We start from the raw sequence: 25,164 nt of genomic DNA, 5'->3' as shown, positions 1-25,164 counted from the left end.
AAATATTTAAAATTAAAATGGAGGGCTCGGACGTGAACCATCATAAACAACATCTCCTCCGTTTTCAACGCCGTCACCAGGTCCGTAAACATCAACGTACTTACCAGTTTTTTCGTCGTATTTAGCACCAACAAAAAGTAAAGTTTTTTCATTATCATCATTAATACCAATATATGCACGAACAGCTTCGGTATTAAGTTTTAAAACCAGTTCTAAACTTTCTCTTGGTATCAAATAAGATTTAACTTTTTTCGCACGATCTTCGACAGTAGTATCGTCGTCATACTTTTTCTCCCATTCTTTGGCAGTAGACAAGGGAACCCTGATAGGCCCTGGAAAAGCTTCTTCATTCATAATTTAAATTTGTTATTGGTTAATAATCTAAAAAAAATTAATAGTTTATAATTGGTTTGGCTAAACTACTGATTTTAATTAAAAAATTAACATTCAAACATAAAAAAAGCCTTAAAATTAAGGCTTTTATATTTTATTAGAATGGAACATCGCTGTCATCATCATCATCGTTCAAATTACTTCCAAAAGCTTCATTAGCCGAAGGTAAATTTTTGGTAATAAAAGGGTTATCATCATGATTCATTTTTGAAGGTAAATCATCATAACCTCCCGTAAAGTCTTCTAAATTATCGAACTTACCAAGATGCCCAAGGAATTTCAAACGAATATTCTCCAAACCACCATTACGGTGTTTGGCTATAATAAATTCTGCCTGACCAGCTGTAGATGATTGTTCGTCATCATCCCATTCTTCAATTTTATAATATTCAGGACGATAAATAAACGATACGATATCGGCATCCTGTTCAATCGCTCCAGATTCACGAAGATCCGAAAGTAAAGGTCTTTTACTAGATCCACGCGTTTCAACGGCACGCGACAACTGCGAAAGTGCAATAACCGGCACGTTTAGCTCTTTTGCCAAAGCCTTTAAGTTTCGGGAAATTGTAGAGATCTCCTGCTCACGGTTTCCTCCCCCTTTACCACTACCTCCAGCAGTCATTAACTGCAAGTAGTCAATAATAATTAATTTAATTCCGTGCTGTGAAGCCAAACGACGACATTTTGCACGTAAATCGAATATCGAAAGCGAAGGTGTATCATCAATAAACAACGGGGCTTTTTCTAAGTTTTTTACTTTAGTACTTAATTGTTCCCACTCATGTTTTTCTAACTTTCCTGTTCTTAATTTTTCTGAAGACAATCCTGTTTCAGAAGAAATAAGCCTCGTAATTAACTGTACTGATGCCATCTCCAGAGAGAAAATTGCTACTGCATGTCCGAACTGAATACTCACATTTCTTGCCATCGAAAGTACGAAAGCCGTTTTACCCATACCAGGACGAGCCGCAATAATAATTAAATCGGAAGGCTGCCATCCAGAAGTTACTTCGTCTAATTTTTCAAAACCAGTTGCAACACCACTCAAACCTTCTTTTCCTGCAATTTCTTCAATACGTTTTTTCGCCTGAAGAACTAAACTCTGAGCAGTTTCAGAACTACGTTTGATATTTCCCTGAGTTACTTCATATAATTTAGATTCTGCTTTATCAAGCAAATCAAATACGTCTGTAGTTTCATCATAAGATTCTTCGATAATTTCAGAAGAAATTCTAATCAAACTTCTTTGAATAAATTTTTGAAGAATAATACGCGAGTGAAATTCGATATGCGCAGAAGAAGCAATTTTCTGCGTAAGCTGAATTAAATAAAAATCTCCTCCTGCTAAATCTAATTTTCCATTTTTCTTTAATTGAGTCGAAACTGTCAATATATCAATTGGCTGCGTTTCGGTAAAGAGCTGCAAAATTGCTTCAAAAATGTGTTTGTGTGCATCTTTGTAAAAAGCATCAGGCTGTAAAATATCAATTACATCATCTACCCCCTTTTTGTCAATCATCATAGCACCAAGCACAGCCTCTTCCAAATCAATTACTTGCGGAGGGAGCTTACCTTTTTCTAAGTTAATAATTGTGGTTTTATCTACCTTTACAGGGTTTAAGTTTTTGAAATTTTCCATATAGCGAAAGTAGCGAAATTTAAAAAAAATCTGCTATCGAGTTATAACTAATAATTGTTTATAAATAATATTGATTTGTTGATAACCAAAAAAAAATCCGAAACGGTAAGGCTTCGGATTTTAAGTCTCTTTTTATGAATTTACTCTTTATACTCGCCCATATTACTGTATTTGTCCATTCTCTGGGCAATTAAGTCGGCTGTTGATAAGTCTTTTAATTCATTATATCCTTTAGTGATGTATTCTGCAACCGTTTTGAAAGTTGTTTCACGGTCATAGTGTGCTCCGCCTAGCGGTTCTGGAATAACATCATCAACTAATTTTTGTTTTTTCATGTCAGAAGAAGTTAACTTCAAAGCTTCAGCTGCACGCTCTTTGTACTCCCAGCTCTTCCATAAAATAGAAGAACAAGATTCTGGAGAAATTACAGAGTACCAAGTATTTTCTAACATATATACTTTATCTCCAACACCAATTCCTAAAGCTCCTCCAGAAGCACCTTCACCAACAATAATTGTGATAATTGGCACTTTAAGACGAACCATTTCGAAAATATTTCTAGCAATAGCCTCCCCTTGTCCTCGTTCCTCAGCTTCAAGTCCTGGATATGCACCCGGAGTATCTACTAAAGTTAAAACTGGAATTCCGAATTTCTCTGCCATTTTCATCAAACGCAAAGCTTTACGGTATCCCTCAGGATTAGCCATACCAAAATTACGATATTGACGTGTTTTAGTATTAAAACCTTTTTGCTGGCCAATAATCATAAACGATTGTCCGTTTACTTTACCAAGACCACCAACCATTGCTTTATCATCTTTAAAACCTCTGTCTCCGTGAAGCTCTAAGAAAGTATCACCGCAGATAGCTTTGATATAATCTAAGGTATAAGGTCTATTTGGATGTCTTGACAATTGTACACGCTGCCAAGCCGTAAGGTTTTTGTATATATCTTTCTTGGTTTGTTCTAATTTCTTGTTGATTTCCTTGCAAGTTGGCGTTACATCAACGTCAGATTCTTTTCCAATAATAACGCACTTTTCTAACTGTTCTTCAAGTTCTTTAATTGGAAGCTCAAAATCTAAATATTCCATGGATTTTTGAATTTTGTTTGTAAATCGAACCGCAAATATAAAAATATTATATCATTGGCGAAGTTAATTGTTATTTAAAGTATAAAAATGCAATTTAAAAATAAGTAAACTATTACAAGTTTTCTTTCTTATTCTTGTAATGTTTAAAAACACCATTTAGAATAACTGTTATGATAATGATAACGGCTCCTATATAAAATTCGACACTCATTTTTTCTTTTCCGCCTAATATAAAATAAGCCAAAACAATTCCATAAACCGGCTCTAAATTAGTAGTTAACATTACGGTATAAGGCGTTAATCGCTGCATGACTTTTACAGAAGCAGTAAAAGCATAAGCCGTACATATGGATGATAAAATCAATAATAAAACCCAGTTATTTAAAGACATTGAAAAGAAATCTGCCGTGAATTTTCCTTGAAATAAAAAATAAATAGTAATAAAAAAAACTCCCGCACCAAACTCATAAAATGTAATTACAGAAGGTTCATGATCCGCAATTAATTTTCCATTCATTAAAGTAAATAAAACTCCTAATATTATCGAAGCCAAAGCAAAATAAACACCTTGCAGATATTTTATTTCTACTTGAAGAATCAATCCTAAACCTGCAATAATTATGAGTCCAAAAAAAACTTCGTACCATAATACTTTTCTTCCGTAGAATAATGGCTCTAATAAAGACGCAAAAAATGCTCCCAAGGAGAAAATAGAAAGTGTAATAGAAACATTTGAAACATGAATAGCTTTGAAAAAGAAAATCCAATGAAGCGCAATCAGTAATCCAACAAAGATTAACTTAAAAAATTCTTTAATCGGAACTTGAAAAGATTGTCTTTTAAAAGCAATAAAACCGCCAAGAAAAATCCCAGCCAGCAACATTCTAAACCAAACCAGATTTTCGGCATCAATAGTAATTAGAGCACCCAAAATGGCTGTAAAACCCCAGATAAAAACAATTAAGTGAAGATTTAAATAACTTTTTAAATTATCGTTTCGCATTACGTAATAGGTAAACTGCCAGGATTCCGAAAACAATATTTGGGAACCAAACAGCTAATAAAGGTGAGAATGTAGATTTTTCGGCAAGTGTACCAAATATTTTATCAAAAAACACAAATGAGAAAGCAATTGCAATCCCGATTGCTAAATTCGTTCCCATTCCGCCTCGACGTTTCATAGACGAAACCGCAACAGCAATAATGGTTAAAATAAAAGCTGAAACTGGTACGCTGTATTTTTTGTAAAGAACTACTAAATAGGTATTGATATTTCCAGAACCTCTTTTTCTTTCTTTTTCAATAAAATCGTATAATTTGCCTAAAGTCAAAGTTTCTGCGATATAAACAACAGGCGTTAAATCTGCTAACTCGAACTTAAAAGCAACATTTTTTTCTGGAGTTTTTTCTATTACATCATTTAATTCTCCAATTGTTCTTTTGGTATAATCGTATAAAACGTAAATCTTCTTTTTAGGATCCCATTTAATACGACTTGCAGTAATCTTATAAGTTAGTTTTTCTTTTTCGAAATGTTCCAAAGAAAAATTAAAAGCTGTTTTAGTTTCTTCGTTAAAGCTATTTACAAAGATAAAATCGTGATCGTTAATTTGTCTGTAAACATTTGTGTTTTCGCCCCGCATGAGCTCTTTTCCATTTCCTTTTAAATACGTATATCTAAAATTATTATAACCTTCACTTGCGGCAGGAACAATAAAAAACCCCATTAACAGCACAAAAAGCGATACTATTGTTGCTCCAATAATATAAGGACGTAAAAAACGCGTAAATGAAATACCAGAACTTAATATTGCAATAATCTCCGTATTATTCGCCAATTTTGAAGTAAACCAAATTACCGATAAAAACAAAAATATCGGAAAAAGCGAATTGATAAAATAGATCGTGAAATTGTAATAATAGAATGCAATATCTCCAAATGGAATCTTGTTTTCTAACATTTTATTTACTTTTTCAGAAACGTCAATTACGATTCCGATTGGAGCGAATAAAAGAAGCATAACAGAGAAAGTCCCCAGATATCTTTTTAAAATGTATTTATCTATTATTGTTAACATATATATTTTGTTTGTTTCGTTTCAGGTTTCAAGTTTCACGGCCTGCAGAGAACCTGAAACTTGAAACCTGAAACTTAAAACTTTTAAAGTCTTTGACTCATATTTTTAACCATCATTTCTTTCCATGGTCTAAAATCTCCCGCTAAGATATGTTTTCTAGCTTCACGAACCAACCACATATAGAACCCAAGATTATGAATTGTTGCAATTTGTTTTCCTAAATATTCATTTGCAGCAAACAAGTGACGTAAATATGCTTTTGAATATTCGGTATCAACAAAAGTATGCGCCATTTCATCAATCGGAGAAAAATCGGCTTCCCACTTTTTATTCTTGATATTGATAGTTCCGTTTGCTGTAAACAACATTCCGTTTCTTGCATTACGCGTTGGCATAACACAATCAAACATATCAATTCCTAACGCAATATTTTCTAAAATATTAATAGGAGTTCCAACTCCCATTAAATAACGAGGTTTATCTTCTGGAAGAATTTCGCAGACAACTTCGGTCATTGCATACATTTCTTCAGCCGGCTCACCAACAGAAAGTCCGCCAATAGCATTTCCCTGCTGACCTGCATTTGCAATATATTCAGCAGACTGCTGGCGTAAATCTTTATAAGTACTTCCTTGAACAATCGGAAAAAATGTTTGCTCATAACCATATTTATAAGGAACTTTTTCCAAATGATTAATACAACGGTCTAACCAGCGATGCGTCATATGCATAGATCGCTGCGCATATCTGTAATCACAAGGATACGGCGTACATTCATCAAAAGCCATAATAATATCGGCTCCAATGGTACGCTGAATTTCCATTACATTTTCTGGTGTAAAAAAATGGTAAGATCCATCAATGTGCGATTTAAACTTTACCCCTTCTTCTTTAATTTTTCTATTTGAAGAAAGAGAATACACTTGATATCCTCCAGAATCAGTCAAAATATTACGATCCCAGTTCATAAATTTATGCAATCCTCCTGCTTTTTCAAGAATCTCGGTTTGCGGACGCAAATACAAGTGGTATGTATTTCCTAAAATAATATCTGGGTTAATTTCTTCCTTAAGCTCACGCTGATGCACTCCTTTTACAGATGCAACCGTTCCAACCGGCATAAAAATAGGAGTTTCTATAACTCCGTGATCTGTAGTAATACTTCCCGCTCTAGCTTTAGACTGCGGATCTTTTTGTAATAAATCAAACTTCATCTGTTTCTTTTTTCTCCCGACCTTTCGGGACGGCAAAGATAAGCTAATTTCAGAGAAATTTAATTACATAATTTACCAATTAGAAAATTAGATAATCATTGGAATCAACTTGAAACTTGAAACCTTAAACTTCCAGCGTTTAATATCTAACTATTAAGTTATTTGGGCGTTTCCTACGGCCGGGCTATCCGCTATATCTTTTGGTTCAAGAAGGCTTCATTTCCAGACAAGACCAGACATTTATCACAAAAGGATGCCGCTCCTATCCCTAACGCGAAGGACTTAACGTAAATCATGAACCAATTTTTATCAAATGTAAAAACTACAACAATCACATTATTAATATGTAACATAACGACTGCATTATTTCTTAATTTTAATTAAATAGAAATTACTATCAATTTTAAATCATAGAAATCATGATAAATTCAGAAGAAAGAGATCCTGCAGATCGTTTGGACCAAATTAAGGATGAGCAAATCGAAAGAAATCTAGAAAATTTAGATTATCCAGCAAATGAAGACATTTACAATCAAGAAGATAAATTAGAGGATATTGATCCAGAAGGAATTTCTGGCGAACGCATTATCAATCAAGACAATAATCATGAATGGAAACAAAACAGTGATAAAATTGGTAATGACTTAGACGTTCCAGGATCTGAACTTGACGACGAGCAAGAAGATATTGGCTCAGAAGATGAAGAAAATAATTTTTACAGCGAAAGCGATACCAATTAAATTTAAAATACTATATCATTTAAAAATCATAACAAATAAGTCCTTCAACAAGGGCTTATTTTTTTTTATATTTTAGAATCAAAAACAATCACAATAGTAATTTGATTTCAACACCTCAACATCAAAAACGATCCTAAAAGAGTATATTTTTCTTATTTCATTAAAAAAAGACTACAAAAATTTAACAATTGAAACAAACTAAAGCAGAAAATCATTTGTCTCCCCGCAAAATAACAATTACTTTTGCTACAGTTTAAAATTTTACATATAAATGAAGCCTAACACACAACAATTAAGCGATTTAACGATCCAAGTAAGAAGAGACATTCTTAGAATGGTACATGCTGTAAACTCTGGACACCCAGGTGGTTCATTAGGTTGTACTGAATTTTTGGTAACACTATATCAAAATATTATGGACCGCAAAGAAGGTTTTGATATGGACGGAATTGGAGAAGATTTATTTTTCCTTTCAAACGGACACATCTCTCCTGTATTCTACAGCGTATTAGCTAGAAGCGGTTATTTTCCAATTTCAGAACTTGCTAGTTTTAGATTATTAGATTCTCGTTTACAAGGACACCCAACAACTCACGAAGGTTTACCTGGAGTTCGAATTGCCTCTGGTTCATTAGGACAAGGTTTATCTGTAGCTCTTGGAGCAGCGCAAGCTAAAAAATTAAACAACGACAATCACTTAATCTATACTTTACACGGAGACGGAGAATTGCAGGAAGGTCAAAACTGGGAAGCAATTATGTATGCATCTGCTAAAAAAGTAGATAATATAATCGCAACAGTAGACCTTAACGGAAAACAAATTGACGGAACAACTGATGAAGTTCTGCCAATGGGAAGTCTTCGCGCTAAATTTGAAGCTTTTGACTGGGATGTTATAGAAATTGCAGAAGGAAACAATATCGATGCAATTCTTGCTGGATTGAATGACGCAAAATCAAGAACAGGAAAAGGAAAACCAGTTTGTATTTTATTACATACTGAAATGGGTAACGGAGTAGATTTCATGATGCACACACACGCTTGGCACGGTAAAGCTCCAAACGATGAGCAATTAGAAAAAGCTCTAGCTCAAAATTACTCTAAAGACCAAGTTGATTATTAAAAAAAGCTATAAGCTTTAAGCAATGTTTTACAATATTGCCTACAGCCTATTGCGTACAGCAAAAAGACAAAAATGAAAAAATACGAAAATACAGGAAGTAAAGATACTCGTTCAGGTTTTGGAGCGGGAATGACTGAACTAGGTCAAAAAAATGAAAATGTAGTTGCATTATGCGCCGACTTAATTGGATCATTAAAATTTGATGATTTCAAAAAAAATCACCCAGAGCGTTTTTTCCAAATCGGAATCGCAGAAGCTAATATGATCGGAATCGCTGCAGGTTTAACAATTGGTGGAAAAATTCCTTTTACTGGAACTTTTGCTAACTTCTCTACAGGAAGAGTTTACGATCAAATTCGTCAATCTGTTGCTTACTCAGACAAAAATGTAAAAATTTGTGCTTCTCACGCTGGTTTAACTTTAGGAGAAGATGGAGCAACACACCAAATCTTAGAAGATATTGGTTTAATGAAAATGTTACCAGGAATGACTGTAATCAACACTTGCGATTACAATCAGACTAAAGCCGCGACTATTGCATTGGCAGATCACCACGGTCCTGCTTATTTACGTTTCGGACGTCCGGTTGTACCTAACTTTACTCCTGCTGACGAACCATTCGTAATTGGAAAAGCAATTCTACTAAACGAAGGAACTGATGTAACTATTGTTGCTACAGGTCACTTAGTTTGGGAAGCTCTTATAGCTGCTGAAGCTCTTGAAGCAAAAGGAATTTCTGCTGAAGTAATCAACATTCATACAATTAAACCACTTGACGAAGAAGCAATTTTAAAATCAGTGGCAAAAACGAAATGTATTGTAACTGCAGAAGAGCACAATTACCTTGGAGGTCTTGGAGAAAGCGTTTCAGGAGTATTAGCTTTACACAATCCAACTCCACAAGAATTTGTAGCTGTACAAGATAGTTTTGGTGAGTCTGGAACTCCAGAGCAGTTAATGAACAAATACAAACTAAACAATCAAGCAATTGTTGAAGCTGTAGAAAGAGTTATCAAAAGAAAATAGTTTTTAAATTTTCTTACTTATAAAAAAACCTCGAGATCTATATTTCGAGGTTTTTTGTTTTTATCAATATACATCAACCTTCATAAAAGTAACAACATAATATTGACCATAAAAAAGCCCTGAAATATAACTTCAGGGCTTTTTAATTTATCGAATTTAATTAATCTTTATTGGATAAGTATTATCTAAATGAATTCTTTTTCTTGGATTTTCCGTATAATCTGCCTCAATGTATTTTCTAACATTTGTAGCAGATTCTGGTAAACTAGGATTTGCAAGTTCTCCTGTTGGCCTTCTAGGAATTCCTCTCGGCTCTGTTTCATCTACATTCGGCGTTAACGGATTATCTACAACTGGATCCCATGGAAAGTAAAGTTTAATTCCATAGTTAAAACCATTTACTACACCAACTTCGCCTGCTGCTTTAGTAATTTCAAACCTTGTTGTAAAACCATCTCCATCATCATCAAAATCTAGAAAATCTGCAATTCCATCGCCATCAGTATCATCAATCAACTCTTTGGGCGGATTAGGATATTTAGTTGTATTTCTAAAATCATATAGATATCCATCTCCGTTAACATCTTCTAAATAATCAGGAACACCATCACCAATAAATACTATTCCGCTACTTGATGAATTGTATTCATTATCCATTCTCTGCAAGTCAAATAATTTAAAAGTAAAATATATTGGTGTATATGCAGGAATAGCACTACTACTATTAGCATAATATGCAAGACCTGAAGGCAAAAACATGACTCCAGCCCCATAGTCATTATACGTTATAGTACCATCATTTGAAACAGTAGACGAACTACTAGTTTTAAACTTTGGAAGAATTTCCGCCCATCCTTGTATTACCGTATTTGAATTAGCATATGGAAATAAATTAGCCGTAAACGGAAGACCATAAGAAGAATCAGCGAGAGTTCCATTTAATAAATAACAAGAATACGCTGTTGAAACCTTATCTGTATTAGTTGGAGATTCGCCAGCACCTTTTCTCAAAGTTAAATAATATACTTTATAAGTAATACCATCACTATACACATCTCTGCTCTCTAATTTATATGTAGTTTGATCCCAAATAGAAACTTGAGTTGTTGCATCTGTAATTTTTGATATTTTAACATCAAAATCAGCTGTAACATTTTCGATATAATTACTTTTTAAAAATTTTTCAATAGAATCATTATCTGCTTTATACTGTACTGCATAATCTCTTACAGGAGTTACTACAACCTCGTCATCATCCTTTTTGCTGCAAGAAACGATGGCAATACCAGCAAGTAATAAAACAAAATAATATTTAAATTTATTCATTATTATGATTTTTTTAGGTGCGCAAGATACAATATTGATTTATTTTTGTAAAGAATTTAACTTGGATTTTAGAAAAATTATGAGAATAGATAAATACTTATGGTGCGTTCGATATTACAAGACTAGAAACATGGTTACTGAGGCCTGTAAAAAGAATCACATCACTGTAAATGGGCAGGTTGCTAAACCATCAAAAGAAGTTTTCCCTACAGACCGAATTACTTTTAGAAAAGATCAAATTACCCAAATTATAACTGTTCTAGACATTCCTGAAAGTCGTGTTGGAGCAAAGTTGGTTGATATTTACCGTAAAAACGAAACACCTCCAGAAGCTTACGCGCATTTAGAGCTATTAAAACTTTCTAAAGAACATTACCGAAAAAGCGGAACAGGACGTCCAACTAAAAAAGACCGAAGAGATATCGATGAGTACGGAAATGAAATCTTTGACGAAGAAGAAGAAACGGAATAAATTTCAAAACTTTGAAAAACCCAAAAATTAAATACCTAATTCCAATTTAGAATTTCTTCTGAAAAAATTGAAATTTGGATTTTTTATAATGGAATTTAAATTAATTATATTAGCAAAAAAATAAATTATGAGCAACAACATCATCTTAACCAATCAAGAAGTCGAGCATAAAATAAAACGTATTGCCTATCAAATCTACGAAACATTTGTAAACGAGGAAGAAGTCGTTATTGCTGGAATTGCTTCAAATGGATATGTTTTTGCCGAAAAAATTGCCACAGCACTAAGCAGCATTTCAACCTTAAAGGTATCAATCTGCGAAGTAAAAGTAAACAAGCAAAATCCACAGGAGGCAATACAAACTTCATTAAGTCCCGAGGAGTATAAAAACAAAGGATTAGTTCTTGTTGATGATGTTCTAAATTCAGGAACAACATTAATCTATGCTGTTCGTCATTTCTTAGATGTACCTCTCAAAAAATTCAAAACAGCAGTGCTTGTTGACAGAAACCATAAAAAATACCCTGTAAAGGCAGACTTTAAGGGCATTTCACTTTCAACTTCATTATTAGAGCACGTCCAAGTTGTTTTCGACTCAGAAAACGGAGACTATGCTTCTTTAAGCTAGAATATCTAAAATATCCTTAACCGTTTCTTCGACAGACTTATCATCTACCGAGACTTTATGCTGCGCGTGATTGTAATAAAAGCTTCTGTCGAACAAATGTTTCGCAATAAACTCTTTCATCTCTTCCTCATTCATATTTGCAATTAAAGGACGCTTACTCTTATTGTATATTAATCTACTATATAAAGTATCAATTGATGCTTTTAAATATATAGAAACAACATCTTCTCCTTTTAACAATTCATGATTATTAGCATAACAGGGAGTTCCTCCTCCTAATCCGATAATATTATTTTCGGCAGATTGCAATAATTCAACAAAAATTTGGTGCTCTAATTTTCGAAAATAGATCTCTCCGTGCTTCTCAAAAATCTCATTTATTGACATTTTTGCTCTTTCCTCGATAATTTTATCCAAATCTAAGAACGGAATATTCGTGATTTTTGACAAATTTTGGGCGATTGTCGACTTTCCGCAACCCATATAACCTAACAATACAATTTTCTTCATACTAATAAAACCTTATAAACTAAGCAATTGGAAATTTTTCCAAAAAAAAGACAAATTTATAATAAATTTGCTTGGAAACTTCAAAATAAACTCCTTATATTTGCACCCGCATTCAAGAAATTAAATGACTCGATAGCTCAGTCGGTAGAGCACATCACTTTTAATGATGGGGTCCTGGGTTCGAGCCCCAGTCGGGTCACAGATTTTGTGATTAACAAATTAAATTTCTTGATAGCAATGACTCGATAGCTCAGTCGGTAGAGCACATCACTTTTAATGATGGGGTCCTGGGTTCGAGCCCCAGTCGGGTCACAAAAGGTCGAGTAATTTATTTTACTTGACCTTTTTTATTTTGGCCATGTGGAGAAACGGTAGACTCGCCATCTTGAGGGGGTGGTGCTCGTAAGGGCGTGAGGGTTCAAATCCCTCCATGGTCACTAGAAAAAAATTAAAACTCTATTTAATTGTAGAATAGGCTTTTATAATTTATTCTTAAAATCATTCAAAAAAAAGACGCAAATAGCTAAATAAAGTACTTATATTTGCACCCTCATTGAAGAAAACAACAGACTCGATAGCTCAGTCGGTAGAGCACATCACTTTTAATGATGGGGTCCTGGGTTCGAGCCCCAGTCGGGTCACAAAAGGTCAAGTATTAATTTACTTGACCTTTTTTTATACCCTTTCAAATCGGAGAAATGTCTACACAAAAATTAAACCTTTCTTTTTTGTATTTTTGGAACTAAACAAACTTTAGCATGAGATTTTACATTAATACAGAACATTTAATAAATGAAATCGAATACCCAACTCGATATCAATCTCAAAATCTCATCAAAAGTTCAGTTATAGTATTTTTTATTATTCTAACATTTCTCTTACTATTCAAACCATTTGGAGTTTATGATCCTGAACTCAAAATGCACTATTTGTTTATTTGTTTCTTTCATGCTTTTGCACCAGCATTTATTTTATTTGCTTATTTTGAAGTTTTAAATCATTACAGAAAAACAAAATTCCAGACTAAATGGACGTTGCTCCAAGAATATAGTCACATTGGAATACTGTTAGTCCTTATTGGCACATCGAGTTTTCTAATGCGTGATTTGCTTTATAACAACCCAAACAACTGGTCTTGGAATTATTTTTTCGAAGAAATAAGAAACTGCCTCGTAGCAGGTATCTTTTTTTACTTTTTTATACGATTAGCTAGCTTCTATTTTGAATCTAAAAAAGGATCTCCATTTGTTCTTCAATTCACACCTTTAGCTGTTGAAGCCGAAAAAACAATTTCAAAATCTAATCTTTTCATCAGCACACAGGTAAAGCAAGATGATTTTAGCCTTGATATCGATCAATTACTTTTCGTAAAAGCGGATGGCAATTATATTGAGTTAACAAAATCGAACAACAACCAAATTACCACAGAAGTAAAGAGAATTTCTTTAACCCAATTTGAAACTCAAATAGTAGATTATCCACACTTTTTTAGATGCCACAGAACCTACTTAGTAAATATGTTTAAGGTTCAAAAAATATCTGGAAACTCTCAAGGTTATTTACTATCATTTAATGAAACCAATGTTAAAATTCCAGTTTCAAGAAAACAGATAAACAATTTCAACAACTATCACCAAGAGCTTCGCCGCAAATACATTGCATAATCTTGTTGCTCGTCACAAAAGGTAGTTATTAGTAACAATGCCCGCTATTACTGCATTTTACTGTTGTACGTTTGCCATCAATAACACAAAACCAAAATTATTATGTCAACTGCAACTGCTGTCAAGAATCAGGATTCTAGCTCTTCAAACAAATTATTATACATCGATAATATCAAAGTTCTTCTAACCATATTAGTTGTACTTCACCACACCGTTATTGCTTACAGTTCTTCTGAAGGCTGGTACTACAATGAAGAAACTAGTTTTTTAGGAGCACGCATCCTTTCGACAGTATTCATCAGTATAAATCAGTCTTTCTTTATGGGATATTTCTTTCTGCTGGCTGCTTATTTTACCAACTCTTCCTATTCTAAAAAAGGAGTTTCTAAATTTATCAAGGACAGACTAATTCGATTAGGAATTCCTTTAATTTTCTACTCTTTTATTCTTACTCCATTTATTTGTTATCTAGTTTATTATTTCACAAAAGCACATATCACTTATTTCAATTACTTAAGCAGATATGACAGCTGGATCGACTTAGGAGTTACTTGGTTTGTAGCAGCACTATTGCTTTTTACATTAGCATATGCGGCAGTAAAAAAAATGTTCAACATTAACTTCAACAAACCATTGGCAGCGCCCAGCTCTGGCGCTATAATACTATTTGCGGTAGGATTAGGAGTTATTTCTTTCTTAGTTAGAATTATATTCCCTGTTGGATGGGTTCTTGAACCTGTCGGATTTCAGATTGGGCATTTTCCACAATATATCGCACTATTTATAATTGGATTACTGGCATCAAAAAACAATTGGTTCGAACAGCTTTCAGAAAAAACAGGCAGACAACTCAAAAGGTCAGCACGTTTATGCCTGCTGCTTTTTCCAGTATTTTTTATCATCAGATACAAATTAAACACACCTCTTTCTTGGTTTTCGGGTGGTTTTCACTGGCAGGCATTATTATACGCAGTCTGGGAGCAATGGATTGGAATTTCGATATTAACCGCATTATTAATTAGAGGAAAAATAAATTGGAATGCTACTTCAATATTACTTACTAAAGCATCACGCAGTAGTTTTGCCGTTTACATTTTTCATCCATTAGTGACAGTTATATTTATGTTAGCACTAAAAAACTGGGCTATTGACCCCGCAATAAAGCTTTTAATTACCGCGCCGCTAATCGTATTGGGCAGTTTTGTATTAGGATCTATTATTTTATTAATTCCAGGAGTTAAGAGAATTTTATAACACACATTATTGATCTTTCAACAAAAGTCAAAATCCTAATTATAAACAAATAGCATTATATTAAAAAAGAAATTCCCTTACAGAATAAAAACTTTCTTAAATTCGTTGAGAAATAATTTAAATCACTAATCCCAAATTAGTTTTATGAAAAACCTACTATTAGCATCATTTATGATGATGACCTGCTCCATCTGGGCACAATCTGCAACTGGCTATTTTGACAAAGCCATAAAAAAAGCGGAAGCCGGAAACACAAAAGGCGCAATCGCCGACTACACCAAAGCCATCAGCATGAATTCAAAATTTGTCGAGGCATACCAGAATCGTGGTGTTGCAAAATTTAAATTAAACGATCTCAAAGGCGCGCAGGCAGATTTTAGCAAAACAATCGACTTAGACAGCATGAATGCAGATGCATTTACAGGCAGAGCCAATGTTAATTATAAATTACAAAACTATCAGGGAGCAATTGACGACTGCACATCTTCTTTAGGTTTAAATCCGAAAGATTACATTGCTTACAATTTGAGAGGTTTAGCTTATAATAAAATCGGCGATAGTAAAAATGCTTGTAAAGATTTTACAAAAGCAATTGAATTAGGAAGTCAAAGTGCTGCAAAAAACAGATCGACTTTCTGCAAATAAGAACTTAAAAACAAAAATAGTCTGCAATCTTACTGCAGACTATTTTTACTTTTTATTAAAGTAATATATTTCTTAGATAAAATATACCTGTTTTTAGGTAAAAAATATATTTACAGTACGTAAACCTCTAATCCTCTATCTTTTTAATGTGGTTTTAAGGTTGCATATAAGATTTTGTTTTACATTTGTCGACCTAATCGCGAGAAATGATAAACAATATTAAAACTGTTTTCAGTATTAAAGATCTTGAGAACTTATCTGGAATAAAAGCGCATACCATACGCATCTGGGAAAAGAGATACAACATCCTTGAACCAATGCGAACTGATACAAACATCAGATTTTATAATCTGCAAAATCTTCAGAAACTTTTAAACATCACGTTATTACACGAGTACGGTTATAAGATTTCTAAAATCGCAACTTATCCTGAAGAAAAGATTCCACAATTGGTGCGCGAAATAATTTCTAAGAAAAATTCACAAAATTACGCCATCACTTCTTTCAAAATGGCGATGATGAATTTTGACCAAGAGTTATTCTTTAATACTTTCGATTGGCTTATTTCTGAAAAGACTTTTAAAGAAGTTTTTAAAGAACATTTTTTACCTCTTTTAAAAGAGCTTGGATTATTATGGCAGTCTGAAACAATTACTCCTGCAAATGAACATTTCATGAGCCATTTGATCAAACAGAAAATATTAATTTACACAGAAAGTCTTCAAATAAGAAAACCAACCAAGACAGATAGAGTATTTGTTTTATCGCTTCCGCTAAATGAAATTCACCAAATCGGATTACTATATCTGCAATATGAAATTCTCGACAAAGGCTACAAATCCATTTATTTAGGAGAAAGCATGCCGATTGAAAATCTACAGGATTTAACCAGACATTTTGAGAACATTACATTTGTTTCTTTCATGACAGTTCAGCCTGATAGAAATGTAATTAACCAGTATGTTAAATCTATGGGACAGAAATTGTTGCAAAAAAACAACGAAATCTGGCTTATGGGAAAAATGGTTGAACATATCGATCAGAAAGTTTTAACAGATCGAATTCGAATTTTTGATTCGATGGAAGAAACTATTAATATGATCTAATTTTATTTTGTTTAAGTTTTTCTTATATTTGTTAAACAAATGAGAAAAACAATAACAATACTAGGATCGGGCTTTTCTTCTTTAGCCGCAGCTTGTTACCTTGCACAACAAGGAAACGATGTAACTATTTATGAAAAAAATGACACGATTGGCGGACGTGCCAGACAATTTAAAAAAGACGGTTTTACATTTGACATGGGACCAAGCTGGTATTGGATGCCCGATGTTTTTGAACGCTTTTTTCAAGACTTTAATAAAAAACCTTCAGATTATTACGAACTCGTAAAGCTGAATCCAGCGTATCGCGTCTATTTTGGAATAAATGATTTCATAAGCATTTATGACAATTTAGAAGATATCAAATCGACATTTGAAGAAATTGAAAAAGGAAGCGCTCAAAAACTTCAAAACTTTATCAATCAAGCCAAAAGCAATTATGATATCGCTATAAAAGATTTAGTGTATCGCCCGGGAGTTTCACCGCTTGAATTAATTACAAAAGAAACCGCTTTAAAATTAAATCAGTTTTTTAGTAATGTAAGTGCCGATATCCGAAAGAAATTCAAAAACGAAAGATTGATCCAAATTCTTGAGTTTCCTGTATTATTTCTGGGAGCGAAACCAACCAAAACGCCATCATTTTACAACTTTATGAATTATGCCGATTTTGGATTAGGAACGTGGCACCCGAAAACTGGAATGTTTGATGTTATTCGCGGAATCGAAAAACTAGCCTTAGAACTTGGTGTTTCTATTAAAACTAATGCTCCAATTGAAAAAATAATAGTTGAAAAAAGCACAGCAACTGCGATTGTTATTAATGGCGAAGTTATAAAAGCAGATATCATTTTAAGCGGCGCCGATTATCAGCATACCGAAACTTTATTAGATAAAGAGCATCGCGCTTATTCTGAAAAATATTGGAAAACCCGCATTTTTGCACCTTCTTCTCTCCTATTTTTTATTGGTTTTAATAAAAAAATAGAAAACATTTCGCATCATGCGTTATTTTTTGATACCGATTTTAACCAGCATGCTGCTGATATTTACGATAATCCAAAATGGCCTGAATCGCCTTTATTCTATGCCAATTTTCCATCCAAAACTGATTTAACAGCTGCACCAAATGGAATGGAAACTGGATTCTTCCTAATTCCGCTTGCGCCGGGAATTGAAGATAACGAGAAACTCCGAGAAGAGTATTTCGAAAAGATAATCACTCGTTTTGAGCAAGTTACGCAACAAGAAATCAGAAATAATATTATCTTTAAGAAGTCATTCTGCAAAAACGATTTTGTAACAGATTATAATGCTTATAAAGGAAATGCTTACGGAATGGCCAACACATTATTGCAAACTGCATTTTTAAGGCCCAAATTAAAAAGCAAAAAAGTCAGGAATTTATACTTTACAGGACAATTAACTGTTCCTGGACCAGGTGTTCCTCCTGCCTTAATTTCTGGAAAACTAGCAGCTGAATTAATTCAAAAATCTCTAAGATCTTAAAAAAATGAAATCACTATTCGACGCCGTTTCTTTCAAATGCAGCAAGCTGGTTACCAAAAACTACAGCTCTTCATTTTCAATTGCCGTGAAAATGCTTTCACCAAGCATTCGCGATGCTATTTACAGCATTTATGGATTTGTTCGTTTTGCTGACGAAATTGTAGATTCATTTCATGATTATGAAAAAGAATATCTTATCGACGATTTTGAAAAAGAATATTATAAAGCAATGGAATTAGGAATCAGCCTAAATCCAATTCTAAATTCTTTTCAGCATACTGTAAAACAATATAATATTACAGACGATCTTATTCAGGCTTTTCTAAAAAGCATGAAACTAGATCTTATAAAATCAACCTATAACACACAGGCAGAGTACGCAGATTATATTTACGGCTCAGCTGATGTTGTGGGATTAATGTGTTTAAAGGTTTTTGTTTCTGGAAAAGAGCATAAATACGAACAGTTAAAAGATGAAGCCATGCGCTTAGGATCTGCTTTTCAGAAAGTAAACTTTTTGAGGGATTTAAAAGATGACAATACGCTTTTAAACCGAACTTATTTCCCCGGTGTTAATCTTAACAATTTCAACGAAGATTCAAAAGAACAGATTATACAAGAAATTGAAGAAGATTTCCGCATCGCTTACCAAGGAATTGTAAAACTTCCTATCGAAGCCAAATTCGGAGTTTATACCGCTTATGTTTATTACAGAAAATTGCTTAAAAAACTAAAAAATACGCCTTATTACGAAATTGGTAACGCAAGAATCCGTGTTTCTAATTACACAAAAGCAGGACTTTTGGCGCAGTCTTTTGTGACGTACAAGCTCAAACTGGTATAAATTCGTCCAGTTTATAATTTCCCGACAAAGATGGTTACCATAGTTTACGGAGTTATTTGCGGAGATTTCTCTTTCGTCGAAATGACAAAAATGAGAGCAACAAAGCAAAAAAAATATTCTTTAGAGTCAATCTTTTGTAATTTAAAGCTAAACTCAAAAGATTTTAAATTATAATTTTAATTACAACATTTTACAAATGATTTCTTTCTTAATCTTTTTGGGCGTTTTTCTGTTTATGGAATGTGTGACCTGGCTTACGCACAAATACGTTATGCACGGCTTTATGTGGTATTTTCACGAAGATCATCACCAGCCTAGATATGAACATACTTTTGAGCGCAACGATATTTTCTTTGTCATTTTTGCAATTCCAAGTATTCTCTTATTTTATTTTGGTGTACAAGGCGGTTTTAACTATTTATTTTTTATTGCCTGCGGCGTGACACTTTACGGAATTTGTTATTTTTTAATTCATGATGTATTAATTCATCAGCGTTTTAAATGGTTCAAAAACACCAAAAACAAATATCTAATCGGACTCAGAAAAGCACATAAAATACACCATAAACACCTTAATAAAGAAAAAGGAGAATGTTTCGGAATGTTGTTTGTACCATTAAAATATTATAAAATGTAGCATTATTTGTGCGTTTCCCAAGGGCCGGGCTTTTCGTTCCCGCTTTTTTATGTCGGGCTAAAAAGCCAGCCATAAAAAGAGCTCCACTGCAATCCCTAACGCTCACGTAATACAAGAAACATTTGCAAGCAATTGATTCATAAGAAATGAAATTATACAAAATAGCAACCGTACAATATGTAAATGCCAGCGTAGAAGACTGCTGGGATTTTTTCTCGAGCCCAAAAAATCTCCAGACCATCACTCTGGACAATATGAATTTTCAAATTAAGGACTTCGATGACAAACGCATGTATCACGGTCAAATTATCACTTACACTTTAAGACCGCTTTTAGGAATCAAAATTTCTTGGGTTACCGAAATTACTGCTTGTAAGGAAAACGAGTATTTTATCGATGTACAGCGTTTTGGTCCGTACAAACTATGGCATCACAAACATTTTTTTGAGCGAACACCAGACGGTGGAACCAAAATGACAGACATTGTACACTATGCTTTACCACTCGGAATTTTTGGGCGGATTATGAATAGTTTAGTTGTAAAAAACAAACTAAAAACCATTTTCGATTTCCGCTACAAGAAAATCGAAGAATTGTTTAATTCAAAACCAAAGCCAAAGATTATACAAATACACGCAGAGCAAAAAAGTATTTAAAGATTTTATTTTTAAACATAGAACATATTTTTTAAAGTTTAAATTATAAAACTATATATTTAAAAATAAACGATTTGCTTTTAACTCCTTGCGAGAATTTTAGAATACACCCACAGATTTAATCCTTTTATCTTTTAATCTATGGCAAAAAAACAAAACGGAACTCAACAAATGACAAAACAAAAAGTTTCCTTTTTCTGGTTCAGACGGGATTTACGTTTAGAGGACAACAATGGACTATTTCACGCTTTACAATCTGAATTCCCAATAATTCCTTTATTTATTTTTGATGAAGATATTTTGGATAATCTTCCAAAAAACGACGCGAGGGTGTCTTTCATTTATCATTCACTCCAAAAAATAAACTCAGAATTAAACACTTTTGAATCTTCAATTTTAATTAAAAAAGGAAAAACACAAGAAGTATGGAAATCGCTTTTAGAAGAATTCGACATTCAAAGCGTATTTTTCAATAAAGATTATGAACCTTTTGCTATTAAACGTGATAACGCAATTGCTACGGTATTAAAAGAAAATAAAATAGAATGCTTTTCATTTAAAGATCACGTTATCTTTGAAGAAAAAGAAATCACAAAAGCAGACGGACTTCCATATACCGTTTACACTCCATACAAAAATAAGTGGCTTGAAAAATATCATATTTTAGGATCGGCTCCAGAATATGATTCAAAACCATATCAATCCAATTTTGCAAAAAATCAATTTCCTTTTCCCGATTTATTAGTAATTGGTTTTGAAAGAAGCACCATAAAAGTACAGCCGCACAACTTAACACAAATTGGTAATTATAAAGAGACCAGAGATTTCCCAGCTTTAGACAGTACCTCCTATCTTTCTCCACACCTAAGATTTGGAACGGTAAGCATTCGGAAATTAGTAAACTGGGCAAATCGAAAAAATCAAACTTTTCTAAGCGAATTAATTTGGAGAGAATTCTTTATTCAAATTCTTTTCAGCTTTCCGAATTGTGTCAATCATAATTTCAAATCGGCCTACGATGGAATTCAATGGCGTAATAACGAAGATGATTTTAAAAGATGGTGTTCTGGAACTACAGGTTACCCAATGGTCGATGCAGGAATGCGCCAGCTTAACGAAACGGGTTACATGCACAATCGCGTTCGCATGGTTGTGGCGAGTTTTTTATGCAAGCATTTATTAATCAACTGGCAATGGGGAGAAGCTTATTTTGCCGAGAAACTTTTAGATTTCGAACTGGCTTCGAACGTTGGAAACTGGCAGTGGGCAGCAGGAACAGGTTGTGATGCTGCGCCTTATTTCAGGGTTTTTAATCCAGAAATCCAGCAAAAGAAATTTGACGAAAAAGGCGAATACATCCGCAAATGGATTCCTGAATTTGATTTTGGTTATAATGAACCAATGGTCGATCATGCTTTTGCGAGAGATCGCGCTATTGCGGCTTATAAGGATGGAATAATTAAATAAAATTCCAAATTTTTTAAATTCCAAATTCCAATTGTTCGTAATCTTGTGATCCTTCTTCCGTCAGGATGACAAACAATACAAAAAAACCTTTGTCAAAGTTTTAAACTTTGAAAGGTTTATGTAAAATTGGAATTTGGAATTTAAAAAATTTGGAATTTTCCAATCTAGTACTTCAAATAATTATCTACAACAATTTTTGCCTTCAAATCAAACATTAGATTATACAAACCAAAGAAAGTACGGTTCATGTAAATAAAATGCTTAGAACCGCGGTTTCCGTTCATTTTTTTAAGATTTGTATCTTCAGAGAAACGTTTTCCTAATTCGGCAATTGCATTAAAAAAAGTTTCATCGGCAAAATCGAAGGTTTCATTTTGGAAAGGTTTTGTGAAAAGCGATAACAAATCATGAAACATTTCTGTGAAATATGCAACTTCTGCAGGGGAATCGTCTGGACGAAGAATTTCTAATTCGAATAGTTTTTCGTTAAAACGCTTTTCATCTGTAATTACATTTTTATTGATTAATTCAAAATAAGGCGTGTAGAAATCTTCTGGAATTTGTTTCATACAGCCAAAATCTAAAGCAATCAACTGGTTTTGACCATCAACCAAGAAATTACCTGGATGCGGATCTGCGTGAACTTTTCGTAAAACGTGAATTTGGTACATATAAAAATCCCAAAGTGCCTGCCCTATTTTGTCCCCAACTTCCTGATCTTTATTTATAGCCGTAAACTCAGAAAGATGAATTCCTGTCATCCAATCCATGGTAATGATTTTCTCTGATGAAAACTGTGGATAGTAATTAGGAAAAATGATGTTTTCAATTTTATTACAGGCATCAACAACTTCCTTACTTTGTTCTAATTCTAATAAATAGTTCGTTTCTTCAATAAGTTTATCTTCAACTTCCTTGAAATATTTATCAGAGTCTTTTCCTTGCAGATTAAACATTCTAATTGCAATAGGTTTCACCAAAGCTAAATCTGATGAAATACTGTTGGCAACTCCAGGATATTGAATTTTAACTGCCAGTTTCTTGTCATTTTTCTTAGCCAAATGCACTTGTCCAATACTTGCCGCGTTTACAGAATTTGGATTGAACTCGTCAAAGATTTCGTAAGGTGTTTTACCAAAATTATTTTTGAAAGTTTTTAAAACCAAAGGTGCCGAAAGCGGCGGAACTGAAAATTGAGACAATGAGAATTTCTCCACATAAGCTTGAGGCAGAAAATTCTTGTCCATACTTAACATTTGAGCGACTTTAAGCGCGCTTCCTTTTAAGCTTTTAAGTCCGTCGTAAATATCTTCGGCGTTATTTTCGTTTAGTTTATCTCGGGTTAAATCTGGATTTACTATTTTTTCAGCATAATGCTTTACATAGTTTACCCCAATTTTGGCTCCAGTTTGAACCAGTTTTCCTGCTCTTTCTATTTTTGAGGTAGGAATATAATCGATTGTTTTCATTATCTGCTGTGTATTTTTTCTTTAAATAGAAATTTTCCAAAATCTATTAAATGATTCATTGGTGCAACATTCATTAATTCAAATGATGCATTAACCGATTTTTCGATAAAAATGTCTGTTTTTTCAAAGGCAGCAGATTCATCTTCCATCCAGAATTTAATCGTCAGCATTAATTGCAGCCAAGCTGATTCCCGAATAGTTTTTTCTTGAAATTTTTGAAATCTTTCCTGCTCCAACCTGTAATCGTCAGTAAGGATTTCAGAAACATAATTTTTAAAACTTTCTCGAAGAGTAGTCAGCTGTACTAAATTTTTAAGCGGATTTCTATCGATTTTTAGCGTCTGTAAAACGTAACTTCTATTTGCAGTTAAAATTTCAAAAAACGTAAAATAGAAACTCAGCATTTTATTCTTCATGTCATACTGCTGGTATTCTTCATTTTTAAGAAGCAGATTAACTGTATTTTCAAAAAACATTCTGAAAATTTCTTTTTCTAAACTTTCTAATGTTCCAAAAAAGGAATAAAACTCAGCTTCGGTAAAATCATTTTCTTTCGCAAAATGATAAACCGATTTTGGTTTATGACCTTTTTCCAGAACCTCATCCATATATTTTGAAACGATAACATCTTTGGTAATAACCTGTTTTTTAGTCGCCATTTTATTAAAATTTAGAATTTGCCATAAAGGTAAACATTGTTTAATTATCTTTACTAATCCTTAAACAATATACACTGTTAAATATATTATAAACTATTATGGCTCAAAATGTTCTCTTAACTGGCGGAAGCGGATTCATTGGAAAACACTTAACAGATACACTTCTGGAAGCTGGATATTCTGTGTCTATTTTGAGTCGGTCTGAAAGAGAAAATTCTCCTTCAATTACATATTATAAATGGGATTTAAATAAAAATTATATTGACGAAAATGCCGTCCTAAATGCTGATTACATCATTCACCTTGCTGGTGAAGGAATTGTTGAAAAAAGATGGACAGACAAAAGAAAAAAAGAGCTTTTAGAAAGCCGTATTAAACCAATTGATTTAATCTTTTCTGTTTTAGAACAAAACAACAAGAAACTAAATGCTTTTATTTCTGCTTCGGCAGTTGGGATTTATGGTGCTGTCACCAGTCATAAAATCTGTACCGAAAACACACCGCCAGCCGATGATTTTTTGGGTTCGATCTGTCAAAAATGGGAAAGCACAGTAGACAAAATTGACTCTTTAGAGATTAGAACGGTCAAAATAAGAACGGGAATAGTTTTAGGGAAAAACGAAGGTTTTCTTAAAAAAATGATTCCGACTTTTAAATCTGGATTTGGCTCGGTCCTTGGCTCGGGTAAACAATATCTTTCATGGATCCATATTGATGATTTATGCAATATTTATTTAAAAAGTATCGAAGATGAAAAGCTGAAAGGCGCGTATAACGCATGTATAACAGACAATACCACAAATTCCAGCTTTTCTAAAACACTTGCCAATTTGTTTGGTTATTCTATTTGGCTTCCTAAAGTTCCGCCATTTATTCTAAAAATTTTCTTGGGAGAAATGAGCGAAGCTGTTCTAACTGGGCAACGCGTTTCTTCTGAAAAAATTCAGAAAACTGGATTTGAATTTCAGTTTACCGATTTAGAAAAGGCACTCATAAATTGTATCAAATAAC

Annotated in this window: 25 protein-coding genes and 4 tRNA genes; 19 read left to right on the top strand and 10 right to left on the bottom strand. The window is 33.3% G+C overall.

Annotated features, from left to right (window positions below):
• Positions 1-12 precede the first annotated feature (12 nt).
• From EDB96_RS18745 to tgt, 6 genes are all read right to left on the bottom strand, one after another.
• Positions 13-354, bottom strand: a complete 342-nt coding sequence (locus EDB96_RS18745; RefSeq protein ID WP_057117819.1) for a hypothetical protein — start codon at positions 352-354, stop codon at positions 13-15.
• 136 nt (positions 355-490) lie between these two features.
• Positions 491-2,035 (bottom strand): replicative DNA helicase, encoded by a 1,545-nt coding sequence (gene dnaB, locus EDB96_RS18740; protein ID WP_057117818.1) that lies wholly within the window; start codon positions 2,033-2,035, stop codon positions 491-493.
• 140 nt (positions 2,036-2,175) lie between these two features.
• Positions 2,176-3,129 carry an acetyl-CoA carboxylase carboxyltransferase subunit alpha gene (locus EDB96_RS18735; protein ID WP_057117817.1) on the bottom strand — a complete coding sequence of 318 codons (954 nt, stop codon included), beginning with the start codon at positions 3,127-3,129 and terminating at the stop codon, positions 2,176-2,178.
• A gap of 112 nt (positions 3,130-3,241) precedes the next feature.
• On the bottom strand, positions 3,242-4,132 hold the full coding sequence (locus EDB96_RS18730; RefSeq protein ID WP_134142546.1) for a DMT family transporter: 891 nt from the start codon (positions 4,130-4,132) through the stop codon (positions 3,242-3,244).
• Positions 4,119-5,207 carry an LptF/LptG family permease gene (locus EDB96_RS18725; protein WP_134142544.1) on the bottom strand — a complete coding sequence of 363 codons (1,089 nt, stop codon included), beginning with the start codon at positions 5,205-5,207 and terminating at the stop codon, positions 4,119-4,121. Before EDB96_RS18725 ends, EDB96_RS18730 begins: the two co-directional genes overlap by 14 nt.
• Before the next feature lie 83 nt (positions 5,208-5,290).
• Positions 5,291-6,421: a tRNA guanosine(34) transglycosylase Tgt gene (gene tgt / locus EDB96_RS18720; RefSeq protein WP_134142542.1), complete on the bottom strand. Its 1,131-nt coding sequence runs from the start codon at positions 6,419-6,421 to the stop codon at positions 5,291-5,293.
• A 419-nt stretch (positions 6,422-6,840) separates the two neighbouring features.
• On the opposite strand from tgt, the gene EDB96_RS18715 reads away from it, so the two are divergent.
• From EDB96_RS18715 to EDB96_RS18705, 3 genes are all read left to right on the top strand, one after another.
• Entirely contained in the window at positions 6,841-7,161 is a 321-nt protein-coding gene (locus EDB96_RS18715) for a hypothetical protein (protein ID WP_057117813.1), read from the top strand.
• Between the two features lie 271 nt (positions 7,162-7,432).
• A complete protein-coding gene (locus EDB96_RS18710) occupies positions 7,433-8,284 on the top strand; it encodes a transketolase (protein ID WP_134142540.1) in 852 nt (283 codons plus the stop codon).
• 72 nt (positions 8,285-8,356) lie between these two features.
• Positions 8,357-9,310 carry a transketolase family protein gene (locus EDB96_RS18705; protein ID WP_057117811.1) on the top strand — a complete coding sequence of 318 codons (954 nt, stop codon included), beginning with the start codon at positions 8,357-8,359 and terminating at the stop codon, positions 9,308-9,310.
• A 156-nt stretch (positions 9,311-9,466) separates the two neighbouring features.
• Here EDB96_RS18705 and EDB96_RS18700 read toward each other — a convergent pair whose 3' ends face one another.
• Entirely contained in the window at positions 9,467-10,636 is a 1,170-nt protein-coding gene (locus EDB96_RS18700) for an FKBP-type peptidyl-prolyl cis-trans isomerase (RefSeq protein WP_134142538.1), read from the bottom strand.
• 79 nt (positions 10,637-10,715) lie between these two features.
• On the opposite strand from EDB96_RS18700, the gene EDB96_RS18695 reads away from it, so the two are divergent.
• Both EDB96_RS18695 and EDB96_RS18690 read left to right on the top strand, forming a co-directional pair.
• Positions 10,716-11,108 carry an RNA-binding S4 domain-containing protein gene (locus tag EDB96_RS18695; RefSeq protein WP_057117844.1) on the top strand — a complete coding sequence of 131 codons (393 nt, stop codon included), beginning with the start codon at positions 10,716-10,718 and terminating at the stop codon, positions 11,106-11,108.
• 127 nt (positions 11,109-11,235) lie between these two features.
• Positions 11,236-11,736: a phosphoribosyltransferase domain-containing protein gene (locus EDB96_RS18690; protein WP_134142536.1), complete on the top strand. Its 501-nt coding sequence runs from the start codon at positions 11,236-11,238 to the stop codon at positions 11,734-11,736.
• On the opposite strand, the gene EDB96_RS18685 is transcribed toward EDB96_RS18690, so the two are convergent.
• The gene (locus EDB96_RS18685; RefSeq protein WP_134142534.1) at positions 11,728-12,246 is read right to left on the bottom strand and encodes a shikimate kinase; all 519 of its coding nucleotides are present in this window, start codon (positions 12,244-12,246) and stop codon (positions 11,728-11,730) included. The two genes, EDB96_RS18690 and EDB96_RS18685, sit on opposite strands and share 9 nt — an antisense overlap.
• 126 nt (positions 12,247-12,372) lie before the next feature.
• Here EDB96_RS18685 and EDB96_RS18680 point away from each other — a divergent pair.
• The 13 genes from EDB96_RS18680 (at position 12,373) to EDB96_RS18620 (ending at position 22,025) form a co-directional block, all read left to right on the top strand.
• Positions 12,373-12,445: transfer RNA gene (locus EDB96_RS18680), tRNA-Lys, on the top strand.
• 40 nt (positions 12,446-12,485) lie between these two features.
• Positions 12,486-12,558 (top strand) — tRNA-Lys (locus tag EDB96_RS18675).
• Between the two features lie 42 nt (positions 12,559-12,600).
• Positions 12,601-12,683: transfer RNA gene (locus EDB96_RS18670), tRNA-Leu, on the top strand.
• Between the two features lie 131 nt (positions 12,684-12,814).
• A tRNA-Lys gene (locus EDB96_RS18665) sits at positions 12,815-12,887 on the top strand.
• 117 nt (positions 12,888-13,004) lie between these two features.
• A complete protein-coding gene (locus EDB96_RS18660) occupies positions 13,005-13,910 on the top strand; it encodes a LytR/AlgR family response regulator transcription factor (protein ID WP_134142532.1) in 906 nt (301 codons plus the stop codon).
• A gap of 102 nt (positions 13,911-14,012) precedes the next feature.
• Entirely contained in the window at positions 14,013-15,164 is a 1,152-nt protein-coding gene (locus EDB96_RS18655) for an acyltransferase family protein (protein ID WP_134142531.1), read from the top strand.
• Between the two features lie 144 nt (positions 15,165-15,308).
• Entirely contained in the window at positions 15,309-15,809 is a 501-nt protein-coding gene (locus EDB96_RS18650) for a tetratricopeptide repeat protein (RefSeq protein ID WP_243839380.1), read from the top strand.
• Between the two features lie 206 nt (positions 15,810-16,015).
• A complete protein-coding gene (locus EDB96_RS18645) occupies positions 16,016-16,915 on the top strand; it encodes a MerR family transcriptional regulator (RefSeq protein WP_134142530.1) in 900 nt (299 codons plus the stop codon).
• Between the two features lie 39 nt (positions 16,916-16,954).
• A complete protein-coding gene (locus EDB96_RS18640; protein WP_134142529.1) occupies positions 16,955-18,421 on the top strand; it encodes a phytoene desaturase family protein in 1,467 nt (488 codons plus the stop codon).
• 4 nt (positions 18,422-18,425) lie between these two features.
• On the top strand, positions 18,426-19,265 hold the full coding sequence (locus EDB96_RS18635; RefSeq protein ID WP_057117803.1) for a phytoene/squalene synthase family protein: 840 nt from the start codon (positions 18,426-18,428) through the stop codon (positions 19,263-19,265).
• Positions 19,266-19,461: 196 nt separating this feature from the next.
• The gene (locus EDB96_RS18630; protein ID WP_134142527.1) at positions 19,462-19,902 is read left to right on the top strand and encodes a sterol desaturase family protein; all 441 of its coding nucleotides are present in this window, start codon (positions 19,462-19,464) and stop codon (positions 19,900-19,902) included.
• 146 nt (positions 19,903-20,048) lie between these two features.
• The gene (locus EDB96_RS18625; RefSeq protein WP_057117801.1) at positions 20,049-20,558 is read left to right on the top strand and encodes an SRPBCC family protein; all 510 of its coding nucleotides are present in this window, start codon (positions 20,049-20,051) and stop codon (positions 20,556-20,558) included.
• Between the two features lie 171 nt (positions 20,559-20,729).
• A complete protein-coding gene (locus EDB96_RS18620; RefSeq protein WP_134142566.1) occupies positions 20,730-22,025 on the top strand; it encodes a cryptochrome/photolyase family protein in 1,296 nt (431 codons plus the stop codon).
• Positions 22,026-22,189: 164 nt separating this feature from the next.
• On the opposite strand, the gene EDB96_RS18615 is transcribed toward EDB96_RS18620, so the two are convergent.
• Positions 22,190-23,494, bottom strand: a complete 1,305-nt coding sequence (locus tag EDB96_RS18615; protein ID WP_134142526.1) for an ABC1 kinase family protein — start codon at positions 23,492-23,494, stop codon at positions 22,190-22,192.
• Complete coding sequence (locus EDB96_RS18610) at positions 23,494-24,153, bottom strand: TetR family transcriptional regulator C-terminal domain-containing protein (RefSeq protein WP_134142525.1); 660 nt, start codon at positions 24,151-24,153, stop codon at positions 23,494-23,496. The genes EDB96_RS18615 and EDB96_RS18610 overlap by 1 nt, the downstream gene beginning before the upstream one ends.
• A gap of 98 nt (positions 24,154-24,251) precedes the next feature.
• Here EDB96_RS18610 and EDB96_RS18605 point away from each other — a divergent pair, with 98 nt between their 5' ends.
• Positions 24,252-25,163, top strand: coding sequence for a TIGR01777 family oxidoreductase (locus EDB96_RS18605; protein ID WP_134142523.1), 912 nt, complete (start codon positions 24,252-24,254; stop codon positions 25,161-25,163).
• Position 25,164 lies beyond the last annotated feature (1 nt).

Origin of the sequence: Flavobacterium sp. S87F.05.LMB.W.Kidney.N (genome assembly GCF_004366435.1) — a bacterium.
In the GTDB taxonomy this organism is placed as follows: domain Bacteria; phylum Bacteroidota; class Bacteroidia; order Flavobacteriales; family Flavobacteriaceae; genus Flavobacterium.
The sequence above is the reverse complement of the archived record's forward strand: the minus strand, read 5'-3'. Positions and strand labels throughout refer to the sequence as shown.